Below are 24,573 nucleotides of genomic sequence, written 5' to 3'. Positions count from 1 at the left end.
AATCATTAATCTTTACTTTAACCCCTTTTGTTTATTTCCTTCTTTTCTTATGTTGTAATTTATGATTACTTGCCAGATTCCATATAGTATATTTATAAGAAAACCCTTTGGCAGCTTCCTTTCCTCGTATATGTGTCATTTCATATCCAGGAGGGTTCTTCATATGTCCTCTGCGCTTTCCTGTTGTTGGGTTCTTTTTATACAAGTGCCTTCTTTGAGTTTTAAGAAAACCTCTTGCATGTTTTGGTAAGCTTTTATCGTCTATAGAAGATTTTTGCTTCTTTAATCTACCTGAACGCCCTTTCTTCGCAAACCCTAACGCCTTTTTCGCACCTTTGAATACTTTTCCTGGTCCGAAGTTGGATGCGGCTGCCCAAGCAGCGCCTTTCCAGCCCTTACCTGCTTTATACGCTTTGTATCCGTCATATGCCGCAAATCCTGCGTTTACCGCAAGCCACACCCAATGCCCGTCCGGATCAACTAACATCACCGGATTATTATTCGCATACGTGTAGCCATTTTGCGTGATGATGTCGTCTTCATCGCCTGGATCTGGGTCTAGGGATAAGAACACGCCGTGCTTTGGCTCGTAGTAGCGGGCCATGAGGTAGTACATGCCGGTTTCGTGATCGTACTGGTAGCCGGCATAGCGGTACGTGTTGTCTTTGACCGCTGCGGTTTCGTCAGCTTTTAATGGGTTGCCCCACGCATCGTACTCATACGTTGCGAGTCGGTTGCCGTCTTTGTCACTGATACCAATGACATCGCCATGAGCGTTGTAGTGGTAGTAGTATTTGACGCTTCCTTTTTTCATCGCGACGAGTTGACCTGCGTCGGAGTACGTGTACGACTTTGTCACGGCGTTTGAACCGTTCGTTTCATAAAGGACGTTGAGGCTGTCGCCGTCGTAATGGTAGTTCGTAATGGTGGAACCAACCGCTTTTTGGATTCGGCGTCCGTCTTCATCGTATGTGTATGTGACGAATGGTTTGGTTTCGCCTTTTTTCGTGACCGCTGTCACTTGATCGGCTGCATCCCACGTGTAGCTGTACGTGCCGTCTGTTAGTCGGTTGCCGTTCTTATCGTACGTAAACGATTCGTTGCCCATGCTTGTCAGCTGATTATAGACATTGTAGCTTGCTTTTGTTTCGGTTGTTTGCCCATTTTTTGTTGTTTTGACTGATGTTCGGTTGCCGAAGCCGTCATAAGTGAATTCGTTTTTCGTGCCGTCGCGTAACGTTTCGCTCATGAGCTGGTCAAGAGCGCCGTACGTATACGAAATCGCCTTACCGCTACCATCTTTAATGGATGTACGGTTTCCATTCGCGTCGTACGTCATGAATTCCTCTAAAAATGGTGCGCCAGCTTCAGATCCGACTGTTAGAGCCGTAACGAGGCCGCGTGGGTCATATGTGAAGCTTGCGCCTGTGCGGTTTCCAGATGAGAACGTTTTGACGTTACCTTTTTCATCGTAATCAAAATGGTACGTCGCGTCCCCATCTTTCATGCGAATGTTTTGTTCTTTTTTGTTGTACTCATACGTGTTCGTTTGTTTGAATGTTCCGTGGGTGAACACGAACGTATTTAGTTTATCGGATGTATCTGAGTAATTCCATTCTTGCTTTCCTGTTCGTTCGGCAAGCGTAACCATGCGGTCTTTTTTATCGAACGTGCGGACTTTCGTTCCGTTTGCTTTTTCGTCTTTCACCGTTAGCTCGTTGCCGTTTTTATCGTACGTAAAGCGGTAGGCGATTTGACCGTTGTAGCTTTTCGTCGCCATTCGATCTGTGCCATCGTACGTTAATTCGGTTGTGTGCCCGTTCGGTGTTGTTGTTTTAATGAGATTGCTGTTGGCATCGTATTGGTTCGTTACGACATCGTTAAACGGCCCAACGGTTTTCATCAGCTTTCCAGCTGTGTCGTACTCGTATTTAAAGACTTGTGCTTGTCCTGATGATGGCGCAATCGACTTTGTCAGCATATTGCCGTTTTTATCATGGGTGTACGAAATGCTTGTGCCGTTTTCAAGCTTTAGCTGCTTTAATTGATTGGCTAGATCATAAGTGAATATTTTCTTTTTACCAAGGGCGTCGGTGGATTCTGTTTCGTTTCCGTACGTGTCAAATACACTTGATGTCGTGAAACCTAATTCATCTTCTACTTTCGTGACATAGTTTCCTTGATTGTCAAACGTTTGTTTCTTAATGACATTGCCTTCAAGCAAACGCATGTCGTCAAACCAAGCCGTTCCACTACCTTGAATAAAGAAAGAAACATCTACTTTTGTGATTGGCTTACTCTTCGTTAGTTTTAATGCCGTTCGATTCCAGTCGTTCGTTCCTTCTGGGAACGTCGCTGGGCCAAAGTCTGCAGTCGTACCGTCTGTATAAAATACTTTTGCTTTTAAGCCGTAGTTCGTTGACTTTACATTGTCTGCTTTTGATAAACCTGTGAACGTTAAATCCATTGCTTGTTCATTGGCTGCTTGGTTTAACGTAACCGTTTGTTTGTATTCACTGACTGCTTGTCCTGCTGTTTTAACAATTTTAACGGACTTCTTGTCATCAAATCCAGCGCTGTCAACTGAGCCACCAGAACCGCTCCAGCTTGTTAAATTGTTTAGAAAACTTGAGTTTTGAATCGGGTTGTAGCTTGATGATACTTCTGCTCGTTCTAGCTGTACTTGGTCAAACCATGCGCTTCCACTTGCTGTTGGTTTTACTTTTTCTAGCTCTAAATAAACGCGAAGTTTTGCCGTATTTGCTGGCGTTACGAATGAAAGCTGACGCTCTGCCCAGTTTTGTTTACCGACAAGGTGACTGTGACGGTTATCAATCCATTTAATTCGTTTGCCGCTGGCATCTAGCGCTTCTACATTTAGAAATGCACGCGCGTTTACTGTATCCGTTTTAATTAGTGAGCTTAATGTATAGGAAACGTCTGGTAAGGCATCAACGACTTGAGTTGCTGCTTGATACACATGCTCGGTCACATCGGATTGCATCGTCATTTTCAACGAATTCGGACCTGCCAGCTTTCCAGCAGACTGCTTTTCAACTACATACGTACCGTTTGACTGTTTATCAATACGTGTCCAGCTCGTCGTACCGTCTTCAAAGCGACTGTTTGCTAGAAGATTGGCTGCCGTTGCGAGTTCATGGCTTTCTTCGGTTAGGTTTCCGTTTTTCGCATACTTAGACGCCGATGCGGTTTTCCCACTTTGATCGGTTTCCGATACAGCATCAAGACCGTCATACGCAATCGTTACTTCGTCACCTTCTGTATCAATCATTGATGTGACGTCATGGTTGTCGTTATACGTATACGTTTCTGTTCCGTAATCATCAACGGCTTTAATCACATTGCCATCTTTATCATACTGGAAGGATTCCGTTGGCTTACCTGATCCAATATCATTCGGGTCGGTTGTTTCTGTTAAATTATTTCCAACGTACTTGTAATTCGTTGTTAGCTTTAAGCTGTCCACATCTTCCACATACTGAATTGGGTTCCCAGCTGCGTTGTACGTGTAGGATAGTTTACGATTGTTTGGCTGCGTAAAAAGAAGCGTCCGTTTCGTTAAATCGTAAGCAAGTTTGAATGATTCGTTTCTCGGGTTAATCGCTTCTTTCAGCATATCACCGTTATAAAGGAAACGATTGACTACTGGTTTTGCATCGGTGTGGGTTGGTTCGTACACCGCTAGTAATTTACCATCTGCTGCATACTCATACTTCGTAACCGCACCATCAAAATCAGTATAGCTTACGAGTTTCCCATTTTCATAGTTGTATAAAAGTTTACGAGAGCCTGGTGCTTGTACTTCTTTTACTGTGCCATCAGCGTTGTAAACGAAGGTAACGGTTCGACCTGAAGCATCTTTCATCGTCTCTAAACGATTGTTTTTATACGTGTAGGTCGTCGTATTATCATGCCCATCAACAAGTTTTTCAAGCTTACCTGTCGTTTTTGAGAAGTGGGCTTTTGTTTGGTCTTTCGTCGTCAAAATCAACGCGTTGTTTTTATCTTCTAGCTCAAGGTATACGCCTGTTGGTGGCTTGTACGTGCCGTCGCTTTGTTTTGTAAAAATGTGTAGCGTACTGTCATCATCAACGAATAGCGCTTGGTTACCAGAAAGCTTCAGTGTCATTTCACTATCAGCATGCCAACCGTAACCGAACATGCCTGTTGTCGGTGCTAGACTGTTGTACGTTCGTGAAAACCCTAATCCCGGTCCACGACCACCAATAGAAAGGTCTTCTTCCGAAACGATCAAGTTTCCTGTTGCGGCGTTCACTTTTCCATATGGAACAGAAAGAATCGACCAATAATCTTCTTCACCAAAAAATTCCGTCGGCTGTCCAATAGATGGTTTGAATTCAGGTGATTGAATCGTTTCGCCATGCTTGTTGTAAGCGGTTATTTTGAAAAAGTAGTTCTTTGCTGTTGTGTTACCGCCTGCGTTCTTGTAAACAGGTGACGGATCAATTGCAAGTTCTGATCCTTTCCCATTCGTGTATAAGGCTGATTTACCAGCGGCAATGTCTGCGGCAGTTGGCCAGATCCCTTTTCCTTGGGTCGTCCATTGGGTGTCGTCCCCGGCATCGAAGCTCGTGAACGATTTACCATTTGACATCCACACTTTATAGCCTGTCGCATTCTCGACTTCTTCCCAATCCAGCATAATGTAGCCTGTGTTTTCCACTTTAATATTCGTGTAGGCCACACCATTTGGTGCTTTTGGTTTTTCTAAATCAGGAATATACGGTAAGGCGCTTGCCGAGCGGACCGTCTCACCATGAGCATTGTATGCTTGAATCTTAAAATTAAAGTCTTTTGCATTTGGATAATTCCCACCAGAGTTTTTGTATACAGGTGAAGGATCAACCGGTAGCTCTGCTCCAGCATTATCCGTTAAATGCAGAGCAAACTTGCCTGCTTTAATTTCTGCTGCCGTTGGCCAAATTTTCTTTCCTTTTGTAGTGTAGGAGGTCACATTTCCAACATCGACCATCTCATGCTTAGTGCCATTGTAAAGATAAAGCTTATAGCCTGTTGCACCACTTATGGCTGGCCACGTTAAATCAATGTAGCCTGTACCGTTTCCGTTACTATAGCTTTTTGAGGCTGGTTTGTCTGGTTTCTTTAAGTTTGGAATGTTCGGCTTATGTGCGTCTGACATAGCACTTTCACCTTGTCCGTAAATTGCGCTAACTCGAAACCAGTAATTTTTACTCGTTGGATAACTCCCGCCAGAGTTCTTGTAGACAGGCGAAGGGTCCACTGCAAGCTCTGCCCCTTTTCCGTTTGTATAAAGCGCAAATTTTCCTGCCGCAATGTCTGATGCTGTTGGCCAAATTTTCTTTCCTTCTGTTGACCAGCTTGCTACATCGCCAACGTTAAAGGCTTGATAATCCTTTCCGTTGTACACCCATACTTTGTAGCCTGTTGCACCCGGCATCTTCTTCCAGCTTAGGTTCACATGACCTGCACCATCCCCAGTTGTATAGGTTTTAGACGTTGGTGCTGCTGGTGCTGGAATGGTGTATGTGATACTGATGTGCGGTTTATTTGTTGAATTTGTAGTCGATACGACTTTTTTCCAAAATTCTTTTCCGTTCCCATTTGTGTGTAGCTTAAAGCCATTGTTAGCTTTTGACCCGTTCAACCAGGCTTTTACCGTATTTGTTACGTCAAAACTAGCTCTTTTGTTTCGACCAACATCTACTTTCGCAATATTTGTAGAGCCAGGCTTATTGTTCCAATTCAGTGTGCTCGGTGTCCAATCACTATTAACGGTATCTAACCACAAGCCGTTTGGATTGTCGCCGTAGTAATGGTGAATGACATGGGCGTTAAATGTCGCTTTTGTTACAGTCATATTCTTAACAGCATTAATGTTTTGCTTTAAGTAGCCATACGTTGTTCCTGTCGTGTTATCGTATTTCCCGACTTTTAAAACGTGGGCATTCTGAGAGGAATCCCACTTACTACTCGTTGAACTATAGTTCGTTGTCGGATAGGCGCTCATGACAAACGCATCTGAGCTCACGTTCACAGAGGTTGTTGGATCAATATAAACAGGATAAACACGAGCTTCGTCTGTTAACCAGTCACGATCCGCTTCCACTGTTAGCTCATAGCCATCTTCCATTTCTTCTAGCGTATAACGCACATCCTGTGATTCAGCGGTTTCTCCTTTTGCATCATCGTACTGTGAATCTGCCATATAGGGTTTTGGCAGTTCAAACGTCGCTTCCCCTTCTGTCGTAGAAAAAGTGATTGAACCATCTTCATTTTCTTGTGCCACTAGTTCGGTTTTAATATGATACGTAAATGTATGAAGGCCATTATAGGCATGTAATACAAGATCTTCTTTCGTACTTTGATCAAATGTAAAATGTCTTAAATCAATATTAGAAAAGATATTTTGGTAGGTAATTTCATTTTCATTAAAAGAGGCATGTTGGTTTTCAACTGGAATCACTTCTCCATCTTCATCCGTTGCCGAAAGAAGCGAAAACGTAATGGTGTTATTATTTTGGGTGTATGTGGCATACTCTCCATCTTCCATGATAGGTTTGAAGCTTGAGGCGAGGTTTGTGTTCTCCGTCGTAATTTCGTCAGACGAAACCTTCTCTAGCTCACTTGATATGTCTTGCCATTCCTCTGTTGCATCATCAAGCGTATGAATAGGTTCAAAATACACCTCTTGGGTATAAGAGCCATCCTCATTCAAGAAAAGTTTCGTATTCTCTGTACGATCATCAACTAGCTCTTCTTGTGACCCAGGGTCATCATTATCTTCCAATTCAGAATTTTTATCACTTTCACCCTCGACGAACTCAAAGTCTGGTTCAACATCTTCATAAAGAAGGTGATCGTCTCCATCTTCTTCTTCGTCATTCGTTTCTTCTACTACTTCTTCTCGTTCGTCTTCATGATTCTCCATCTCTTGTTGCTCTGGTTGGTCTTGTCCACCAACCTGTTCTGCAACTGCTTGTAGTGGCATGCCACCAACCACAATAAGCAAAGTAAGCAACCAAATAAAAAGCTTTTGTACCTTTCGCCTCATCTTCAAACCCACTTTCTCTCAATTTTTGTAACAAATTGGTTACATTTGTAACATTTTTATAATATGTGTTCTTCTCCTTTTTGACAAGCACATTTGTTCGACAAAATGTTGCCTATACACAACAAAGCCTCAAAGGCTTATTCCTTTGAGGCTCATGCATTAGTGCTTTCTCTTTCGTTTGCTATTTTTAGAAGACTGTTCTCTTACTTGACTTAATTTTTCTCGAATGGTTTGTTGTTTCTTTTTTTGTTGAGTATGGTCAACGGTAGCGTTTAAAACATGTGCGTGGGATTTATCTAAAGTGAGCGAAAGCCAAGTGCCTTCTTTTGCATCAGTTGGTAAATCCTGTTGTCTCATTTCAAATTGTTTTTGTAAGGAGTCAACGAGAATGACTGCGATACCATTCGTCACGCGATCGACAACACCATGATACTTACTGTCTGACACAAGCAATTCCTTCTTCCTTAATGGTCTTTAGTCTTGCTTCACCAATTCCATCTACATCTGTTAATTCATCAAGGGCTGCAAACGGTCTAAGGTCTACTATTTGTTGTGCCCGACTTGGTCCAATTTCCGCAATTTGCTCTAGCTCTTTTACACTTGCCCTGTTGATATTGACACAATCTGCCTCTTCTTGTTCACTTTGTATATCTACAGTAGTTCCGTCTGTAGAAACAATAATGGTTCCGACTTCATCCGTACCATAAATCGTTGCACCTGTTCCTCGCACTACTTCAAGAGCTTCTTCCCCTGGGTGGTCATAGGCGTTGTCAACACCTGCAGAGTAAATCGCATAGGAAGGTTGAACAGCCTCTATAAACGGCTCTGATGACGATGTATTTGACCCATGATGCGGCATGCTTAAGACCGTTGCCTGTAAATGTTGACCTCGATCGAGCATGTCTTCTTCCCCTTGTAGCTCTACATCACCTGTAAACAAAAAAGACACCTCTCCATATGTCAATTTCATCACAATGGATCCGTTGTTTAAATCGCCATTAAGGGTTTCAGGGTGAAGTACATCAATGGTAACATCACCTATTTCAACTTGCTCACCGGCTCTTGGCTCGTGGTAATCCACCTCATGTTCTAGCACTGCATCTAATGTCCGTTCAAATACAAGGGTATCTGTTTCATCTCCAGACATCCAAGCCTCCAACACAGTGAATTCATTGATGACGTCTGCCATTTGACCGATATGATCAGCGTGGGGGTGAGTGCCTACCACTAGATCTAGCTCTTCGATGCCCTGTTCATGTAAGTACTCAACGGTAGTCTGGTCATTCCAGTCTCCTGTATCAATCAGCATGTTGAATGCTTGTTCATCCTGTTCCCATGTAATGAGAGTGGCTTCTGCTTGACCTACGTCTATGTAATGTACAGCCAAAATTGGCGCATCCGCTGCGAGTGATGTAGATGGCGTATCAGCTCCTGCACAAGCCGTTACTAGTAAGAGGCATACTATAGGGAACATCCATTTTTGAGTCATGTTTCCTCCGTTTTTAACCTTTTTTATTTACTCCAAGTGTATCAATCACCATTTAAATAGACCACCCTCTTTTGACACTTTCTCCTCTTCTTGATACCATATCTCTTGGTAACAGAAAGTAGGTGGTCTTCCTTGAAATTGATTGACTATGTGTTTCGTGCGTTCCTTCTTGTCATCGGCGTTATTGCCGTTTTGTATAATGATTCCACATTAATTAGTTTCTTCATTGCTAGCATCGTGGCCTATTTCTTATTTTTGTTTTTTAAAGAACCGAAAGGGAACATGCGCGTAATCTACTTAATCATCGGTGGTGCAGTTGCATTGTTTTATTTCATTTTCTATTAAAAAAGAGTCGCGACAAGCACGACTCTTTTTTAATAGACTTAATCGTTTACTTCATGTACCAAAACAGATGAAACAGCGCTTGCAACCAGTTTATCGTTTTGATATAAATCAGCCGTCACATAACTCATCGTTCGTCCAAATTTTTCAACGACTGCTTTTACTTCAATTTCTCCAGGAAGAGCCGGGCGGTGAAAAGCAACATTAAGAGTAACAGAAGCAAACAGTTGCTTATCGTTCATTAAGGAAGAGATTGCATACGCCATTGCTACATCAGCAGCTGATGAAACAAACCCACCCATCACGACACCATGTCCATTAAGCATGTGTTCCGTTGGCCGCCAAATGGCATGAGCCATCCCATCATGCGCTTCTACCATTTTAACTCCGGTATAGGTGTCACACGGTGGCGGTTCTTTTTTAAAATGAATGACATCCATTAAAGGGTTTGACATAAACAATCCTCCGTTTATAAAGCGTTTTCATTTTTGCGTTTGCTTGGTTGCGCGTGGCTTATGAATCGCAGTGTGTTGTAAGTCTTCAGCTGCTTCCATTAGTACTTCTCCTACACATGGGTGTGGATACATCGGAAAAATGAGGTCTTCGTCTCGCATGCCTAGCTCCATTCCTATTGTAGCACTAACAATTAGTTCTGTAGCACCAGTGCCAACCATCTGTACACCAATAATATCGTCTCTTTCTTTGTCTTTCAAAATGGTTATAATGCCGTCCTGCGCATGGGACAGCAAGCTAAATCCATTACTTCGGAATGACGCTGTACCTACAATTGTATCGATGCCACTTTTCTTTGCTTGTTCTTGTGTTAATCCTACCATAGCTAGAGGAGGTTGGGTACGGTAAACCGTAGGCAATATAGTCGGGTCCCACCTTGAGGCATGGCCAGCTAACAATTCAGCAACTACTTTTCCTTGTTGAATCGCTGCTGTCGCAAGGAAGGATTCTTTGTTTACATCGCCAATGGCGTAAACGTTGTTTTTAGTTGTTTTCAATTCTGATGTTACAGTTATGTAGCCATCCTGATCGGTTTCGATCCCGACCCGTTTTAGTGAGAGGGCTCCTGTCTGTCCTTTCCAATTTGGTGAAACATACCCGAGTGTGGCTTGCACTTCTTCTCGTTTCTCAGCTAGACTATATACCACCGCCACGCTGGCATCTTTTAGTTGAACAGATTCAAATTCGATGTCTTGTTTTATTTTCATACCAGCTTTCTTTGCTGAACGAAACCATTCTTTTTCAATCACCTTTTCAATAGGAGGCGCACCATCTAGCAGCAGCGTCACCTCTACTCCCAAGGATTGATAAGCAAACGCTGCTTCTATTTCGTATCCTTGGTGACCAACGATAACGAGTGATGGTGGAAGCTTCTCTAATTGAAACAAAGAATAGGGGGTGAGCAAGCGCTCATTTTCTTCTGTTACTGATACATAGTATTGACCTGTTGCAAGGATAACGTGCTGAAACGAATAAATCTCATACTGATGTCCATTTGTGACGCTGATACGTTCCGCGGATAGAAAACTCGCTTCGCCAACAACGTATTCAATTTTATTTCCCTTACATAGTTGCACAATCCCTTGCTTTAACTGCTCAACGACGTTTGTTTGATACCTGCGGAGGACGTCCCATTTAAAGGGCTCTCGTTGTTCAGGAATACCAAGCTTGCAGCCTTTTACTGTCTGTTGCCACCGTTCTGCCGCTTCTGTGACGACTTTCGAAGGCATGCAGCCCTCATGTAAACAAATACCACCGAGCTCGTTTTTCTCTACAAGGGTGACATCTAAACCAAGCTGTGCTGCCCGGATAGCCGCTTGATACCCCCCTGGCCCACCGCCAATAACGATTAACTGACGTTCTTGTACAAACTCTCCGACAACCATTTACATCAACTCCAGTATAAGACGCTTTGGTTCTTCTAGCAATTCAACCCATCGATTCGTGAAAGCAACAGCCTGTGCTCCGTCTGCAATCCGGTGGTCAAACGACATTGACATGGTCATAACGTCACCAATAGCAAGTTGATCGTCCTTCGTCACAATGGGTCTACGCTTTGTCTTATGAATCGCAAGCAATGCCGTTTGTGGTGCGTTGATGATCGGCGTCGCTCCTGTGCTTCCAAGTGGTCCAACGTTACTGACCGTGAATGTGCCTCCACGAAGATCATCGCCTTTTAATTCATTATCCTGCGCTTTACGCGTCAATTCTTTCATTTCTCGATCAATGGTTAAAATGGATTTGCGATCGGCCTGTTTTAAGACTGGTACGATTAAACCATCTGGAGCATTTGTAGCAAGGCCAATATTATAGAAATCCTGAATCCGTATAACACCATTTTTTTCGTCTAAAACGGAGTTAAAAAGCGGATGTTCTTTTAATGTAATGACAAGTGCTTTTATAAAATACGCACCTAAAGAAAACGGCATCCCCACTTCTTTACACGCCGTTCTCCATTCAAGTAAGCTGGTTACGTTCGCTTCTTCAAAATGGGTGACGTGCGGAATTGTGTAAACCGATTCAGTCATCTTAGTGGCAATTTGCTTTCGTCTTCCTTCATAAGGAATCGTGCGTACCGATGATGGTTTTGACCCTGTGAAATAGGAACTTGATCGTAATTCTGGTGAAGGCTTCTTCGATTGTTGTTCAGGTTTTTTCTTAAATCCTTCTAATACAGCATATACATCTTGATCGATCACGCGCCCCTTTTCACCTGTTCCTAGGACATCTTCAATGTTCACCTGGTTTTCCCGGGCAATTTTTCTCGTGTAAGGAGAAGCTAATACGCGTCGTTGTGAACGAACTGCTTCACTCCGGTAATTCTTGACCGTCGATTTTTCTTGACGTTGCTCTAGCTCCTCTTTGTCTCTTATTTCCTCTATCATTAGAATCGACGTACCGACCATAACGGTTTCACCTTGTTCGATTAAAATTTCTTTCACGATACCAGCTTTAGGAGCGGAAAGTTCAGCTGAAACTTTATCCGTTTGCACTTCTACTAGCGGTTGATCCATTTTTACAACGTCGCCCACTTTAACAAAAAACGTAAGAATTTCCCCTTCTGTCATTCCTTCACCTATATCATGGAGCTTCACTTCAATCATCGCTGCATCTCCTTTCTTAAAACTGAACCGTTTTATGAATGGCTTCCACTACCCTCGAAACGCTCGGAATATAATGATCCTCTAAAGACCCAATAGGAACAGGTACGTCAAATCCTGTAACTCGCTCTATAGGAGAGCGCATTGACAGAAAGGAGGTATCGTTTATTACACTTACAAGGTCATTCCCTAACCCTCCTGTTGCGTGAGCCTCATGAACAACAACTGCACGGCCTGTTTTCTGAACCGACTCTGCAATCGTGTCCTTGTCTAGCGGGAAGAGTGTGCGTAGATCAATGACATCACAGGCTATCCCTTCTTCAGCAACTGCTGCAGCTGCTTTTTTCACTACAGCAACCATGGCTCCCCATGCAAGTAACGTGACATCCTTCCCTTCACTAAGTTTAGTTGCTTTTCCAATGTCGGTTTCATAATGATTCAAAGCCACGTCTTCTTTTTCACCTCGATATAATCGAAGAGGTTCCATCATTAAAACTGGATCTGGGTCTCTTAAAGCTGCAAGCAACAATCCTTTTGCTTCTGTTGGTGTTGATGGACAGACGACTTTTATTCCTGGCATATGAGTGAACAATGCTTCCATTGAATCCGAATGGATCTCGGGAGCACGAATACCGGCGCCATAAGGAGCACGAATGACCATTGGTACAGTGTAATGACTGAGAGAACGCATGCGAATTCGGGATACATGTGTCATGATTTGCTCATAAGCCGGATAGACAAACCCCATAAACTGTATTTCCACGATTGGTTTTGATCCTGATACAGCTAGACCAACAGCCGTCCCTACAATCCCTGCTTCACTTAGAGGCGTATCAATGACGCGCTCCTCACCAAATTGTGCTTGTAACCCATCTGTTGCACGGAAAACACCTCCATTGCGGCCGATGTCTTCTCCAAGTAACAGAACCGTTTCGTCCTGTTCAAGAGCAACTCTTAATGCATCATTCACCGCCTGCACCATCGTCATCGACCGTGTCTGTTGCGCTTTCGTCGCTTCCATCAACTGCTCACCCCTTTTACATGCTTTAAATAGCGTTCCTTCTGTTCTGTAATGGGCCAAACTGGAGTTGCAAACACATGGTCAAATACATTATTGATATCGGGTTTTGCAAACGCCTCCATCTTATCAACTGCGTCATTAATTTCTTCTTTCAGCTCTTTCTCGATGTGACTAGCCCATTGTTCATCCCAAATGCGCTCTCGTTTCATATAAAGTGCAAGCCTTGTTAAGGGGTCTGTTGTTACTCTTCGCTCATCACTTATCGATTGATCCCGGTATTTACTTGGGTCATCTGCCGTTGTATGGGCTCCATACCGCCACGTCAACGCTTCAATTAACGTTGGTCCTTCCCCTGCTCTAGCTCGCTCTGCCGCTTTTTTAACTGTCTGATAAACAGCGACGCAATCATTTCCATCAACACGTACACCAGGTATCCCATAAGCATCAGCTTTCTGGGCAATAGTCTCTGAGTTCATTTGCTTTTCGATTGGAACTGAAATTGCATATCCATTATTTTGGCAAAAGAAGAGTGTTGGTGTTTTGAAAACGCTTCCAAAATTAAGCCCTTCATGAAAATCGCCTTCTGATGTGGCACCGTCTCCAAAATACGCAATTGAAATAGCCTCAGATCCTTTTCGTTTTTCTGTCATCCCTGCGCCAACGGCATGAGGAATTTGCGTTGCAATTGGAACTGCAGGTGGAAAAATTCGTTTCCCTTCAGGAGGAACACAGCCTTCTGTTCGTCCATTCCAGTATAAAAATGTTCGAACCATATCGGCGCCAAACGTCAAGGTCGCTCCATGATCACGGTACGTTGGAAATAGCCAATCGTGATCTTTTAAGGCGAGAGCGCTTCCAACTTGAGCCGCTTCCTGTCCTTCAAATAAAGCATAGGTGCCTAATCTTCCTTGCCGCTGTAAGGTGACTGCCTTTTTATCGAATGTCCGAACCCGTAGCATATGACGGTAAAACGACTTTATTAAAGTACCCTCTATCTTCTCTTCTTGACTTACCCATTTTCCATCTTGATCAACTGACTGGACGAGTGGAAATCGATTCATTTAAAACATCCCTTTCTCTTGACGAATAGCCCACTTTGGACGTAAATGTCCTGTAAAGAAATGATTTCGCTTTGATCGGCACACGATTCTTTGTTTAATAAATTGTTCGGCTGCTGTTTCTGACGATAGTTGCTTTTCTTTTGCCGTCGTTAACAAATCAACCAATGTATGAAAAATGGCATGTGTTTTGACTTGAACTCGTTTCTTATTACTACCATACAATTCATCAGCCACTTGAATAAGACCACCACCGTTAACAATATAATCAGGTGCATAAAGAATACCTCTTTGATTGAGCATATCTGCATGTCGTACATCCATTAACTGATTATTGGCAGAACCGGCAATTGCAAGAACATTAAATCGAGGAATGGTTTGATCATTAATAATACCTCCTCGTGCGCATGGAACGAACACATCCGCTTTGACATCAAAGATGGCATCACCAGTGACAATATCAACACGTTGTCCGAGGGTCTTGCCAACCGCTTGTATGTCTAAACACGCTTCCGGCTGTAAATTTGAGACGTACAAATTAGCACCTGCTCGCAATAATGCGATTGCGACTTTATAGCCTACTTTCCCTAACCCTTGTATAGCATACGTTTTACCTGTTAAATCTTGATGCCCAACTAACACATGATTAACCGCCTTTAAACTATTCATTACGCCTTCTGCTGTCGGTACGGAAGAATCACCGCTCCCACCAAATTCTTCGGGCACACCAACGATACAGCGGGTTTCTTTCATCGCATGGACAAAATCCTCCATTGTTGTTCCCATGTCTGTCCCCGTGTAAAATCGACCATTTAGGGATTCAACAAATTGACCAAACGCTCGAAATAATTCTGGTGATTTATCACTAGCAGGGTCGCCGATGATTACTGCTTTCCCACCACCAAAATCTACATCGGCAGCTGCACATTTCTTCGTCATACCTCTAGATAAACGCAGCACATCTTCTAATGCTTCTTCAGTCGTTCGATAAGGATACATTCGGCACCCGCCTAGGGCGGGGCCGAGAGTTGTATCATGAATGGCAATAATTGCTTTTAATCCACTTTCCTTATCGTTGCAAAAAACAACCTGTTCGTGTTCAGACATTTCATGAAAGATATCCCATTGCATTCGTGCTTGATCTCTAGTTAATTCCATCATGATTCATCCTTTCATTACGTCAATTAACCAATCAAAAATGCCTAAAGCATGCAGAAACACTAGCACAATCGCAAATGGTACAACGATTCGAATAAACAGTAGCCACGCAGCAAATAATCTACGACCCGCTCCATTCCCAGCGCTAAACTCTGCATAGAGTACTTCTTTTTTCATACGTAACGGAATAAAGATCGCAATTAATAATGCTCCTACTGGTAATAGAATGTTGCTCACTAGAAAATCTACCGCATCAAAAAAGATTTGGCCGAAGATCGTGAATTCAGACCAGATGCCATACGATAAAGCAGATGGTATGCCAACAATAAAGATCGCAAGACCAATGATCCAAGCAGACTTTTTACGCTTATTTACATCACCTCTTGTTTGTGCTGCCACGATAATTTCAAGCATGGAGAATGCAGAAGTAAGGGCAGCGAATAAAAACAAGATAAGAAAAATAAGGAGAAAGCCCATTCCAAAAGGCATCTGGCTAAATACAGTTGGCAAGACGGCAAAGATTAGTGCTGGACCTTCATCAGGACTTAGACCGAAAGAAAATACAGCTGGAAAAATGGCTAACCCTGCAAGAAGTGCAACGATAAAGTTCATAATAACAATTGCACTGGCGGACTGTATTAAATTCTCTTCTTTCGATAAGTAGGAGCTATACGTGACCATTACTGAAATCCCTAGGCTTAAGGCAAAGAATGACTGCCCCATTGCGAATAACACACCATCACTCGTTAATTGACTAAAATCAGGAATAAGTAGGAACTCAATTCCTTCCATTGCACCGTCTAACGTCACGGAGCGAACGACTATTACAAGGAATAAAATAAATAATGCCGGCATCATAATCACACTTGCTTTTTCAATTCCAGCTTGAACACCTTTCGCTACAACAATAATGACGAATAGCATAAAGAACAAATGACCGACAATTACAAGAAATGGGTCTGCTATGGTTTGATTTAAAATGGCGCCGTATGCTTCGCCGTCTAACCCTGCTAACTCACCAGTTATTACTTTCCATATATAAATGACAATCCAGCCACCTACTACACTATAGAAAGACAGCAATAAAAACGCTGTAATCATACCAAGGTTTCCTAGACGATGCCACGCAGTTCCTGGTGCTATCGTTTTGTATGAATCAACGGCATTCTTTTGTGTACTACGTCCGATGACAAATTCACCAATGAGTAACGGTAATCCCACGAGTAATGTAAACAAGATAAAAATGAGGAAAAAAGCGCCTCCCCCATTACTTCCTGCAACGTACGGAAATTTCCAAATCGCTCCTAACCCAATTGCTGATCCTGCAGCGGCTAAGATAAAGCCGTATTTTGAGGACCATTGTTGTTTTTCCATAGTTAAGCTCCCTTCTTATCTAACAAGAGTTATTAAAAACTTTTCTCTTGTCATTAAGCCTACCATTATGGCTGTAAAAAGAGCAACAAGCATTCCATTCCACAAATCGGCGCACTTCTACCTTTTTAATTAACGCTAAATGCGTCAAACCATGACTGTTTCACTCTCATTGTCTCTTGTGCTTCTTTCATTACTTGATGGAGCAAGTCTTGAACACTCGGTAGATCATTAATAATCCCTGCAATTTGGCCCCCGTTCATAAAGCCTCTATCGTCATCACCCTCTATTGCACCAATTCGATGGATCTCTTCAGAAGTCCATTGTTTATAATGATGTAAGCTGAGCCTTGATTCATTCTGTAATAGTCGTTCTGCGTACGAGCCTTTTAAAATTCGCCTTACCTGACCATGAGAGCGTCCAACGATAACCGTCGCATCATCGGCAGCCAGTAAAAGCTTTTCTTTATATTTAGTGCTATAAGGTGCCTCTTTTGTTGCAATAAAACGAGTGCCCATTTGTATACCTGCAGCTCCGAGCATGACGACAGCTGCTAAGCCTCGACCATCTGCAATGCCTCCTGCCGCCACAACAGGAATACCTACACGTTCGCAAATCAAAGGAACTAATGTAAGCGTTGTCATTTCTGTCGAAGCATTAATTCCTGCTGCCTCAAATCCCTCTACAACGAGAATATCTGCGCCTGCTGCCTCTGCTTTTATAGCTTGTTTTAAAGAGGCAACAACACAGAGTACGATAATGCCGTGACATTTTAAGACAGGGATATACGCTTTAGGGTTACCAGCTGATAATGACACGATCGGAATTCTTTCATCTATTGCTAATGCCAACAATTGCTCTTTTTCTTCATTCATTGAGAGTGGAATATTTAAAGAAAAGGGAATTGCGGTTCGTCGCTTTGTTTCCTTAATTTTTTCACGAACGGTATCGGCGCTGTCTGTTCCACAACCAATTGTACCTAAACCACCTGCCTCAGATATTGAAGCGGCGAGAATGGGGTCACTACTATTCCCCATTCCCCCTTGAATAATGGGATACTGAATGTTCAACCGTTCTGTAATCATTGACAGCCTCCTACTCTTTAGCAATGAATGGATGACTACTTGCATCATAGCTTGATTCTTTAGAAGTTAAATCATTGTCTACTTCAAAGATGGACTCAAAGAAACGACTTGCAGGTTTCGCTAGTAAGCGGTAGTATTGCCCAAATAATTGTTTCGCTTCTCTTCCACTCCAACTAGCTGGCAATAGTTCCCGTGGAAGGCCTGGGTCAATAAATAAAAATTTTCGGTATTCATGCACGAGATTCGTGCGCACGACGAAGCAATCTGCATCTGTCAGTCTTTGTTCTTGCATCGCTTGTCGGTGCTCAAGATAAGAGGGTAAGTACTGTTCAATAAACGTTTGATACTTCTCTTCAATCTCAGAAAGCGGCCAGCTCTTTGCTACTAAATTCTCGTTTTCTTCACTCTTATAAACGGCTTCAAAGAAATCAACATACTCACGAATATCATATTTGTCGATCATCGTTTGGACACGCTCTTCTAATGGATTTGGCGAGATCCAGCACGACGCTGAAAAACTGCCAAAGCCACTCCATAAGAGTTCTTTTCGTAGCTCATCACGTAATTGGCGTTGTTCCTCTGGAATTTTATAGAGCAACATACGCCATTTTCCATCCCATGTGTGATCTTCAAATTTAAATATACGATGACCTGCTTCATCCATTCGATCGATGCCTCTCGAAGTTAATGAATAGTAACTTTTCGCACCTCGTCTTTCTGAGAGAAGCCATCCTTGTTTCACCATGCGGGAAACCGCCACACGAACGGCCTGTTCATTATGGCCAAATTCCTTCAACAACTGAATTAAACTACCAATCCACACTTTACTTCCATAGTGGCGTATGTAATCACCAAAGACTGTAAAAATCATTGATTGTGTATTTGCACCCATGCACTTCACTCTTTCTAACCGTTTTAAAACCGATTCTTTTTCCTATTGTATCGCTTATGGAAACGTTAGAAAAGTGAATCTTTTCTCCTGCTATCCCTCCATTCGTTCAAATACGGCAGCGATCCCTTGACCAACTCCGACGCACATGGTGGCGAGACCATACTGGACATTTGAACGTTTCATTTCATGTACCAATGTCGTCACCAATCTAGCACCGCTTGCACCAAGTGGATGTCCAAGTGCAATCGCTCCACCGTTTACGTTCACTTTATTAGGGTCTAGTTGTAATTCATTGATGCAGGCTAGTGTTTGAGCAGCAAACGCCTCATTTAATTCAGTTAATCCGATATCTTCCATCTTCAAACCAGCACGAACAAGCGCTTTTTTTGTTGCTGTAATGGGGCCAATACCCATTACGGCTGGCTCTACCCCAGCAACACCACCACTACGGTAACGAGCGATAGGCGTAAGTTTTAAAGCTCTTGCCTTTTCCGCAGACATTAGTAAAACCGCACTTGCCCCATCATTGATGCCTGAAGCATTTCCGGCTGTTACCGTTCCATTTGGAAAGAGTGGCTTTAATTGCTGTAATGTTTGAATGGTTGTACGGGCACGCGGATGTTCATCTTCTTTCACTGTAATCAGCTGTCCTTTATGATTTTTAGAACAAACAGGAATCTGTTCATCGGCGAATCGATTGCTAGTTAGTGCTCTTTGAGCTCGTTCCTGACTCATCAAAGCAAATTCATCTTGTCTTTCCCGGGAAATCTTATAGCGCTCTGCAACAGTTTCAGCTGTTTTTGGCATTGAATCGGTGCCATAAGTTTCATCCAATAAACGGTTTGTAAACCGCCAGCCGATGGTAGTATCAAGCAATTCCATTGGTCCTCTCGGAAAGTCAACTTCCGGTTTTGCCATGACATACGGTGCCCTCGTCATGCTTTCGGTTCCTCCTGCAATAAAGACATCTCCATCACCGATAGCAATACACCTAGCTGCATACAAAATGGCGTCCAAACCAGACCCGCAAAGGCGATTAATCGTTGTTCCAGCCACTTCTTCTGGCAGTCCAGCCAGAAGAGTAGACATTCTGGCTACATTCCGATTATCCTCACCAGCGCCATTCGCGTTACCCATAACCACTTCTTCAATTGTACTTGGGTCAAGAGAAGAATTTCGTTCAATGAGTGCTTTTATCACAATAGCTCCTAAGTCATCTGGACGGACATTTTTTAACGATCCTTTATAACGTCCAATCGGTGTGCGCACAGCATCAACAATGACTACTTCTTTCATGTCGTCACCGTATAATTATAGACACCCTTTCCTGTTTTTCGTCCAAGCCTCCCCGCCTGCACATACTGTTCTAGTAGTGGTGCCGGCCGGTATTTCTCTCCTAGTTTCTCATGTAAATAGCGTAAGTTATTTAAACGCGTATCAAGCCCAACAAGGTCACCTAATTCAAATGGTCCCATCGGAAAATTTAAACCAAGCTTTATTGCTTTATCAATTTCTTCAGGTGTACCAAGTCCTTCTTGCAGCATACAAAATGCCTCATTACCGATAAGCGCACTCATTCGACTTGTAACAAAGCCCGGAAACTCATTCATGATAACAGTCTCCTTGCCTAATTTTTCCGCTATCGCTTTTATACGAGCTACTGTATCATCACTTGTTTCTAAGCCACGAACAATTTCAACAAGCTTCATTTGGTGAACTGGGTTAAAAAAATGCATCGCAATTGTTTTTTCTGGTCGATTTCCATAAGACCCCATTTCCGTTGGACTTATTGTTGATGTATTGGATGCAAATAAACAAGCTTTTGGAGCATAACGTTCTAGTTGTTCAAAGACTTGTTTCTTCAGCTCTCTTTTCTCAGGTACGGCTTCTATTACTAAGTCTACAGATGTTACCGCCTCTTCGACTGATGTTGTAAATGTGAACCTATGTTGAAGTTGCTTTTGTTCGTGCTCCATTATTTTGCCACGTGCAATCCCCTTTTGGATAAGTTCTCTTATGGCAGTTTCTGCTTGATAGAGGCTAGCTGCGTTCGTATCAACAAGGTTCGTGTCAAAACCTGCCTTTGCGGCTACATATGCAATGCCACGACCCATTATGCCAGCTCCTATAACGGCAATGGATTCCACTAGTTCGACGCTCCTTCCTCCGTAACATAGGCTAGTTTCCTTTAAAGATAGGCTTTCGCTCTTCTAAAAAAGCGCTCATCCCTTCTTCTTGGTCATATGAATCAAACAATAAGTAGAAATTCTTACGTTCAAACTGCATCCCCTCATAGATAGACGCGTGTTGAGCAACTTCTACCGCTTCTTTAATTAGGCGAAGGGAAAGAACCGGCTGCTTTGCAATCGTATGAGCGAAGCGAAAAGCTTCTTCTTCAAGCTGTTCTGATTGAACAACCTTGTTTATCACGCGATGTTGTATTGCCTCCTGCGCTGTTATTCGATCTCCTGTTAATAACCATTCTAACGCTTTCGTCTTCCCAACAAGCTTAGTGAGCCGCTGCGTTCCTCCAGCTCCTGGCATAACTCCAAGCTGAACTTCTGGAAAGGAAAACATTGTCTGTTCTTCTGCAATGACTAAATCACAACTTAAAACCAATTCAAAGCCACCACCTAGCACGAGCCCTTGCACCGCACATACAATTGGCTTTTTGACCAATCCCAATCGATCCCAATCAGCAAACTGGTTCGCTACCTCCATTTTCATTGGGGTTTGGTCTGCCATTTCTTCAATATCCGCTCCAGCACAAAATGCTTTTCCTTTCCCGGTCAGAAGAACGACCCGAACGGTATCATCGTGGTCAAAAGCTTCCATAGCCATAACAATCTCTTTTACCATCTCTCGATTAAGGGCATTTAATCGCTCTGGACGATGTAATTCAATCCAACCAATTCCGTCCTTTACTTCATGGCGAATATAGGTAAAAGACGGCAACATTATTGTTCCTCACTAATCATTAATGTGACAAGGTTTCCAGCAAAAGACATTAAATCTTTTCCAGATGCCTTCCCTTCATCAGAGCCCATTCCTTTTTTTAAATCATCCATACTGTTGTAAGTCATCTCGCACATTAGATAATAAGGAGACTCTTTTCCCATCGGGGTACCCGTAAATGTAGTGACCTTCATTTCTGTTAAACCAGGAATCTTTTCTGTTAAAGGGGCATGCACATTAAAATAGTGATCATCAAATGCTCGTTTATCTTCAGGTTGCTTGTATAATGCTACTAATTTTGCCATCTTTATCTCTCTCCTTTATGTTTACAACATGTTCTTACAATGTTGATACTGGCTTCATCGCTTCAAACGGGTTTTTACATGATTTACAATAGACGATACTTCGACAAGCTGTCGGCCCAAATAAATTTTCGATTGTGACATAGGTGGACATGCAATAAGGGCAATCAATATGCCATGTACCATTAGCTTCAAGAAACAGTGGTGGTGGGGCAATTCCAAATGCCCTCAACCCTTCATGCCCTTTTTTCGTAATCCGATCAGACGTCCACGGTGGGGTGTGAACAAATCGAACCATAACCGACAAGATACCAGGTAATGATAGGAGAGCGAGCTCAATCTCCTTTTGTATAATCGGCAATGCCGGGCAACCTAAGAAAGTTGGTAACACTTCAATCTCAATCGTTGTGACGGATATGTCGATTCGTTCGACCATGCCTAAATCGATAATACTGACGGTATCAATCTCTGGATCTTTTACTCTTTGCAGCTGTTCGAGTACCGTGTTCTTTTCGATTATCGCTGTCATCTAGCCCCTCCTCCTTTGACTGTTACCAAGTGGCAACTGGATCCGTTTGATACACTTCTGAAAATGTGGCTATAGCAAGATGTAAATCTTCCGTATGCTGCCCATCCCGACCGTTTTGTTTCAATTCATACTCTAGAATCGTCTCGTCAAAACCAAGAGAGGTTACGATTGGATTCATCATTGATAACCATTTCTGTTCCAACTGTTTTGCAGAAGCACTGTATCCTTTCTTTTCGATTTCAACAGTCCAGTCACCGTAATGAATAAGATCACCGAAATCTTGCATTACCTTCTTTATCGCCAGTGTCATTCTCGTTTTTGCTTCATCTGTTGATTGCGAAAGCTGAATGAACCATGTGCGCCAATGCAGCAGGTGATAGTGAAGCTCCATGTTTACTTTTTTCGCAACATCAACAAGAGGACCGTACGTACTTAGTTGAAGGGCATCCATTTTCAATTTTTTAGCAAGAGTATAAAAGTAATTACGGACGACCGTGTACGCCCAGTCGAATGTCGGTGTACCCATATAAGAGCCTTCTCCATTTACCCGTTCCAGCAATATACTGTTTTTTCTTTCATTTGCCTCTCTGCCGTGTGCTAGAACATTTGCTTCCGAAAGCCCTAATGTTCCTGCTAATTCGTAAAACATAACTGCGTGACCCATACTGTTCTGACTAATGGAAGCAGATGCGACATCTTCTTCAATATGAGGTGCAAGCCCTAACCACTCCGCTCCTCTAAATGCGTAAATAAAATCATCGTCACCTAGCTGAAGAAGGAGCTCCGTTAGTGCTTCTCTTTCCACATCACTGAGTTCATGCTCGCTCATTCCTTTTTTCCTCCTTGCCAAGACAGTATTTCTTTTTCATCCAAAACCTGTTGCTCATATTGATGCCATTTCTTTTTTAAATAGCCGTAGCCCTTTGTGTTCCGATAATCTTTGTTATCCAGTCGTTGAAGGCTGGCTTTTTCTTCTTCTGAGAGCCCGTAAATATGCATTCTTTCAATAATCCAAATATCTGAAACAGGCTCTCTTCTCATAAAGTTCTCCTGCGCCATCACGAGTGCCAATTCTTTTGTTGGCGCAGTCAGGCTGAACTGATGGGTAAAAGGGGACGTTTCGCTTCGTTTGCTAAACACTTCAAACTCCTTGTAAAACCCTTTTTCGTCACTCATGAAATGGACCCCCTATTGGGCTAGTGCACGTCTAACCCATGCATGATTGTCGTATGATACTCGTCGTAAATTCAATCGTTCTTGTGAAGACGGGCCTTCATTCCGTGTAATTTTCTTAAATTCATTCCAGTCAGGTTGTTTATAAACCCAGCCGTTTTTATCTTCATGGAATGCAAGTGTGGAGTCTGGTATCGTAAGACCTAGCGCCCGTACTCGAGGAATATACTTTGTTAAAAAACGTTGCCGTAACTGCTCATTTGTATCGGTACGAATTTTATATTTGATGGTGACATCTTGTTTAGAGGACCCTGTTGTTTCTTTACTAGCTGGCCCAAAGAACATAAGTAACGGCTCCCACCAGCGATTTAAAGCTTCTTGAATCATGTGACGCTGTTCCTTTGTTCCTTCTGCCAAAGCCAAAATAATCGCTTCTCCATGTTGAGCATGAAAGACCTCTTCAGCGCAAATCCGCTTCAACGCGCGAGCATAAGGACCATAAGATGCACCTAGCATATTTGTTTGTGTGATAATTGCTGCCCCATCTACGAGCCAACCAATCATGCCAGCGTCTGCCCATGTTTTTGTTTTCATATGAAAAACATTGTGGAACTTAAGCTTACCGGTGAACAAATCATGCATTAAATCAGCTCGGTTTCGTCCATATGGCTTCATCAAATCTTCGACGACACGTATTAACAATTGGCCATGACCCATCTCGTCTTGAACTTTCGCCATAATCCCAAGCTTCCTCTGTAAAGAAGGTGCACGAGGTACCCATTCTTTCTCCGGCAGCGCCCCCATAACTTCACTTATCCCGTGCATGGAAATCAGTTTAATTAAGGTTAAGCGGTATTCTTCAGGCATCCAATCACTCGCTTCAACCTTCTCACCTGCCTCTATACGCTGCATAAATCGAACCATTTTATTCTCATCTGTCATGTCATTGGATAAAACATACATGTTCATCACCCTTTTTGTTCACATTATTTGCTTGAACATTCGGTTTG

At 42.8% G+C, this 24,573-nt stretch carries 21 protein-coding genes; 1 reads left to right on the top strand and 20 read right to left on the bottom strand.

What is annotated here, in order from left to right; all coding sequences use genetic code 11:
• Positions 1–31 precede the first annotated feature (31 nt).
• The 3 genes from FPV17_RS04825 to FPV17_RS04815 all read right to left on the bottom strand — a co-directional run bounded on the left by FPV17_RS04825 (position 32) and on the right by FPV17_RS04815 (position 8,564).
• Positions 32–7,075: a DNRLRE domain-containing protein gene (locus FPV17_RS04825; RefSeq protein WP_144558335.1), complete on the bottom strand. Its 7,044-nt coding sequence runs from the start codon at positions 7,073–7,075 to the stop codon at positions 32–34.
• A 159-nt stretch (positions 7,076–7,234) separates the two neighbouring features.
• Positions 7,235–7,522 (bottom strand): DUF3006 domain-containing protein, encoded by a 288-nt coding sequence (locus FPV17_RS04820; protein WP_035393022.1) that lies wholly within the window; start codon positions 7,520–7,522, stop codon positions 7,235–7,237.
• Positions 7,509–8,564 (bottom strand): MBL fold metallo-hydrolase, encoded by a 1,056-nt coding sequence (locus FPV17_RS04815; protein ID WP_144558334.1) that lies wholly within the window; start codon positions 8,562–8,564, stop codon positions 7,509–7,511. The genes FPV17_RS04820 and FPV17_RS04815 overlap by 14 nt, the downstream gene beginning before the upstream one ends.
• 132 nt (positions 8,565–8,696) lie before the next feature.
• Between FPV17_RS04815 and FPV17_RS04810 the strand changes: the two genes are divergently transcribed.
• Positions 8,697–8,909 carry a hypothetical protein gene (locus tag FPV17_RS04810; protein ID WP_035393023.1) on the top strand — a complete coding sequence of 71 codons (213 nt, stop codon included), beginning with the start codon at positions 8,697–8,699 and terminating at the stop codon, positions 8,907–8,909.
• Positions 8,910–8,947: 38 nt separating this feature from the next.
• On the opposite strand, the gene FPV17_RS04805 is transcribed toward FPV17_RS04810, so the two are convergent.
• The 17 genes from FPV17_RS04805 to paaA form a co-directional block, all read right to left on the bottom strand.
• Positions 8,948–9,361, bottom strand: coding sequence for a PaaI family thioesterase (locus tag FPV17_RS04805; RefSeq protein WP_144558333.1), 414 nt, complete (start codon positions 9,359–9,361; stop codon positions 8,948–8,950).
• Positions 9,362–9,388: 27 nt separating this feature from the next.
• A complete protein-coding gene (locus FPV17_RS04800; RefSeq protein ID WP_144558332.1) occupies positions 9,389–10,804 on the bottom strand; it encodes a dihydrolipoyl dehydrogenase family protein in 1,416 nt (471 codons plus the stop codon).
• Entirely contained in the window at positions 10,805–12,022 is a 1,218-nt protein-coding gene (locus tag FPV17_RS04795; protein WP_186370735.1) for a dihydrolipoamide acetyltransferase family protein, read from the bottom strand. It lies immediately after the preceding gene.
• Positions 12,023–12,038: 16 nt separating this feature from the next.
• Positions 12,039–13,040: an alpha-ketoacid dehydrogenase subunit beta gene (locus tag FPV17_RS04790; protein WP_035393026.1), complete on the bottom strand. Its 1,002-nt coding sequence runs from the start codon at positions 13,038–13,040 to the stop codon at positions 12,039–12,041.
• Complete coding sequence (pdhA, locus tag FPV17_RS04785) at positions 13,040–14,101, bottom strand: pyruvate dehydrogenase (acetyl-transferring) E1 component subunit alpha (protein WP_035393027.1); 1,062 nt, start codon at positions 14,099–14,101, stop codon at positions 13,040–13,042. The genes FPV17_RS04790 and pdhA overlap by 1 nt, the downstream gene beginning before the upstream one ends.
• Positions 14,102–15,256 carry a Leu/Phe/Val dehydrogenase gene (locus tag FPV17_RS04780; RefSeq protein ID WP_144560416.1) on the bottom strand — a complete coding sequence of 385 codons (1,155 nt, stop codon included), beginning with the start codon at positions 15,254–15,256 and terminating at the stop codon, positions 14,102–14,104.
• 6 nt (positions 15,257–15,262) lie between these two features.
• Positions 15,263–16,630, bottom strand: coding sequence for a sodium-dependent transporter (locus tag FPV17_RS04775; protein ID WP_060704842.1), 1,368 nt, complete (start codon positions 16,628–16,630; stop codon positions 15,263–15,265).
• 125 nt (positions 16,631–16,755) lie between these two features.
• Positions 16,756–17,712, bottom strand: a complete 957-nt coding sequence (locus FPV17_RS04770; protein WP_144558331.1) for an NAD(P)H-dependent flavin oxidoreductase — start codon at positions 17,710–17,712, stop codon at positions 16,756–16,758.
• 10 nt (positions 17,713–17,722) lie between these two features.
• Positions 17,723–18,604: a phenylacetic acid degradation operon negative regulatory protein PaaX gene (gene paaX, locus FPV17_RS04765; protein WP_144558330.1), complete on the bottom strand. Its 882-nt coding sequence runs from the start codon at positions 18,602–18,604 to the stop codon at positions 17,723–17,725.
• Between the two features lie 90 nt (positions 18,605–18,694).
• Positions 18,695–19,900 (bottom strand): acetyl-CoA C-acyltransferase, encoded by a 1,206-nt coding sequence (locus tag FPV17_RS04760; RefSeq protein WP_144558329.1) that lies wholly within the window; start codon positions 19,898–19,900, stop codon positions 18,695–18,697.
• On the bottom strand, positions 19,897–20,751 hold the full coding sequence (locus FPV17_RS04755) for a 3-hydroxyacyl-CoA dehydrogenase (RefSeq protein ID WP_274272056.1): 855 nt from the start codon (positions 20,749–20,751) through the stop codon (positions 19,897–19,899). Before FPV17_RS04755 ends, FPV17_RS04760 begins: the two co-directional genes overlap by 4 nt.
• Positions 20,752–20,782: 31 nt before the next feature.
• Positions 20,783–21,559 (bottom strand): enoyl-CoA hydratase/isomerase family protein, encoded by a 777-nt coding sequence (locus FPV17_RS04750; protein WP_437183323.1) that lies wholly within the window; start codon positions 21,557–21,559, stop codon positions 20,783–20,785.
• Positions 21,560–21,561: 2 nt separating this feature from the next.
• Positions 21,562–21,864 carry an EthD family reductase gene (locus FPV17_RS04745; protein ID WP_035393030.1) on the bottom strand — a complete coding sequence of 101 codons (303 nt, stop codon included), beginning with the start codon at positions 21,862–21,864 and terminating at the stop codon, positions 21,562–21,564.
• 34 nt (positions 21,865–21,898) lie between these two features.
• Positions 21,899–22,390, bottom strand: a complete 492-nt coding sequence (gene paaD, locus FPV17_RS04740) for a 1,2-phenylacetyl-CoA epoxidase subunit PaaD (RefSeq protein WP_144558327.1) — start codon at positions 22,388–22,390, stop codon at positions 21,899–21,901.
• A gap of 22 nt (positions 22,391–22,412) precedes the next feature.
• The gene (gene paaC, locus FPV17_RS04735) at positions 22,413–23,219 is read right to left on the bottom strand and encodes a 1,2-phenylacetyl-CoA epoxidase subunit PaaC (RefSeq protein WP_144558326.1); all 807 of its coding nucleotides are present in this window, start codon (positions 23,217–23,219) and stop codon (positions 22,413–22,415) included.
• Entirely contained in the window at positions 23,216–23,566 is a 351-nt protein-coding gene (gene paaB, locus FPV17_RS04730; RefSeq protein WP_144558325.1) for a 1,2-phenylacetyl-CoA epoxidase subunit PaaB, read from the bottom strand. The genes paaC and paaB overlap by 4 nt, the downstream gene beginning before the upstream one ends.
• Positions 23,567–23,578: 12 nt before the next feature.
• Complete coding sequence (paaA, locus tag FPV17_RS04725; protein WP_437183308.1) at positions 23,579–24,532, bottom strand: 1,2-phenylacetyl-CoA epoxidase subunit PaaA; 954 nt, start codon at positions 24,530–24,532, stop codon at positions 23,579–23,581.
• Positions 24,533–24,573 lie beyond the last annotated feature (41 nt).

The organism is Shouchella miscanthi, from assembly GCF_007725405.1.
GTDB classification, from domain to species: Bacteria; Bacillota; Bacilli; order Bacillales; family Bacillaceae_D; genus Shouchella; species Shouchella hunanensis.
This window is presented reverse-complemented; position numbering and strand designations above follow the sequence as displayed.

Coding starts and splice junctions, on each gene's coding strand:
- FPV17_RS04745 (WP_035393030.1), bottom strand. CDS start 21,864: ATGGCAAAATTAGTAGCATTATACAAGCAACCTGAAGATAAACGAGCA.
- FPV17_RS04780 (WP_144560416.1), bottom strand. CDS start 15,256: ATGGAATTAACTAGAGATCAAGCACGAATGCAATGGGATATCTTTCAT.
- paaD (WP_144558327.1), bottom strand. CDS start 22,390: ATGACAGCGATAATCGAAAAGAACACGGTACTCGAACAGCTGCAAAGA.
- FPV17_RS04825 (WP_144558335.1), bottom strand. CDS start 7,075: ATGAGGCGAAAGGTACAAAAGCTTTTTATTTGGTTGCTTACTTTGCTT.
- FPV17_RS04775 (WP_060704842.1), bottom strand. CDS start 16,630: ATGGAAAAACAACAATGGTCCTCAAAATACGGCTTTATCTTAGCCGCT.
- FPV17_RS04790 (WP_035393026.1), bottom strand. CDS start 13,040: ATGGAAGCGACGAAAGCGCAACAGACACGGTCGATGACGATGGTGCAG.
- paaC (WP_144558326.1), bottom strand. CDS start 23,219: ATGAGCGAGCATGAACTCAGTGATGTGGAAAGAGAAGCACTAACGGAG.
- FPV17_RS04800 (WP_144558332.1), bottom strand. CDS start 10,804: ATGGTTGTCGGAGAGTTTGTACAAGAACGTCAGTTAATCGTTATTGGC.
- FPV17_RS04760 (WP_144558329.1), bottom strand. CDS start 19,900: ATGAAAGAAGTAGTCATTGTTGATGCTGTGCGCACACCGATTGGACGT.
- FPV17_RS04770 (WP_144558331.1), bottom strand. CDS start 17,712: ATGATTACAGAACGGTTGAACATTCAGTATCCCATTATTCAAGGGGGA.
- FPV17_RS04815 (WP_144558334.1), bottom strand. CDS start 8,564: ATGACTCAAAAATGGATGTTCCCTATAGTATGCCTCTTACTAGTAACG.
- pdhA (WP_035393027.1), bottom strand. CDS start 14,101: ATGAATCGATTTCCACTCGTCCAGTCAGTTGATCAAGATGGAAAATGG.
- FPV17_RS04795 (WP_186370735.1), bottom strand. CDS start 12,022: ATGATTGAAGTGAAGCTCCATGATATAGGTGAAGGAATGACAGAAGGG.
- paaA (WP_437183308.1), bottom strand. CDS start 24,532: ATGAACATGTATGTTTTATCCAATGACATGACAGATGAGAATAAAATG.
- paaB (WP_144558325.1), bottom strand. CDS start 23,566: ATGAGTGACGAAAAAGGGTTTTACAAGGAGTTTGAAGTGTTTAGCAAA.
- FPV17_RS04805 (WP_144558333.1), bottom strand. CDS start 9,361: ATGTCAAACCCTTTAATGGATGTCATTCATTTTAAAAAAGAACCGCCA.
- paaX (WP_144558330.1), bottom strand. CDS start 18,604: ATGGGTGCAAATACACAATCAATGATTTTTACAGTCTTTGGTGATTAC.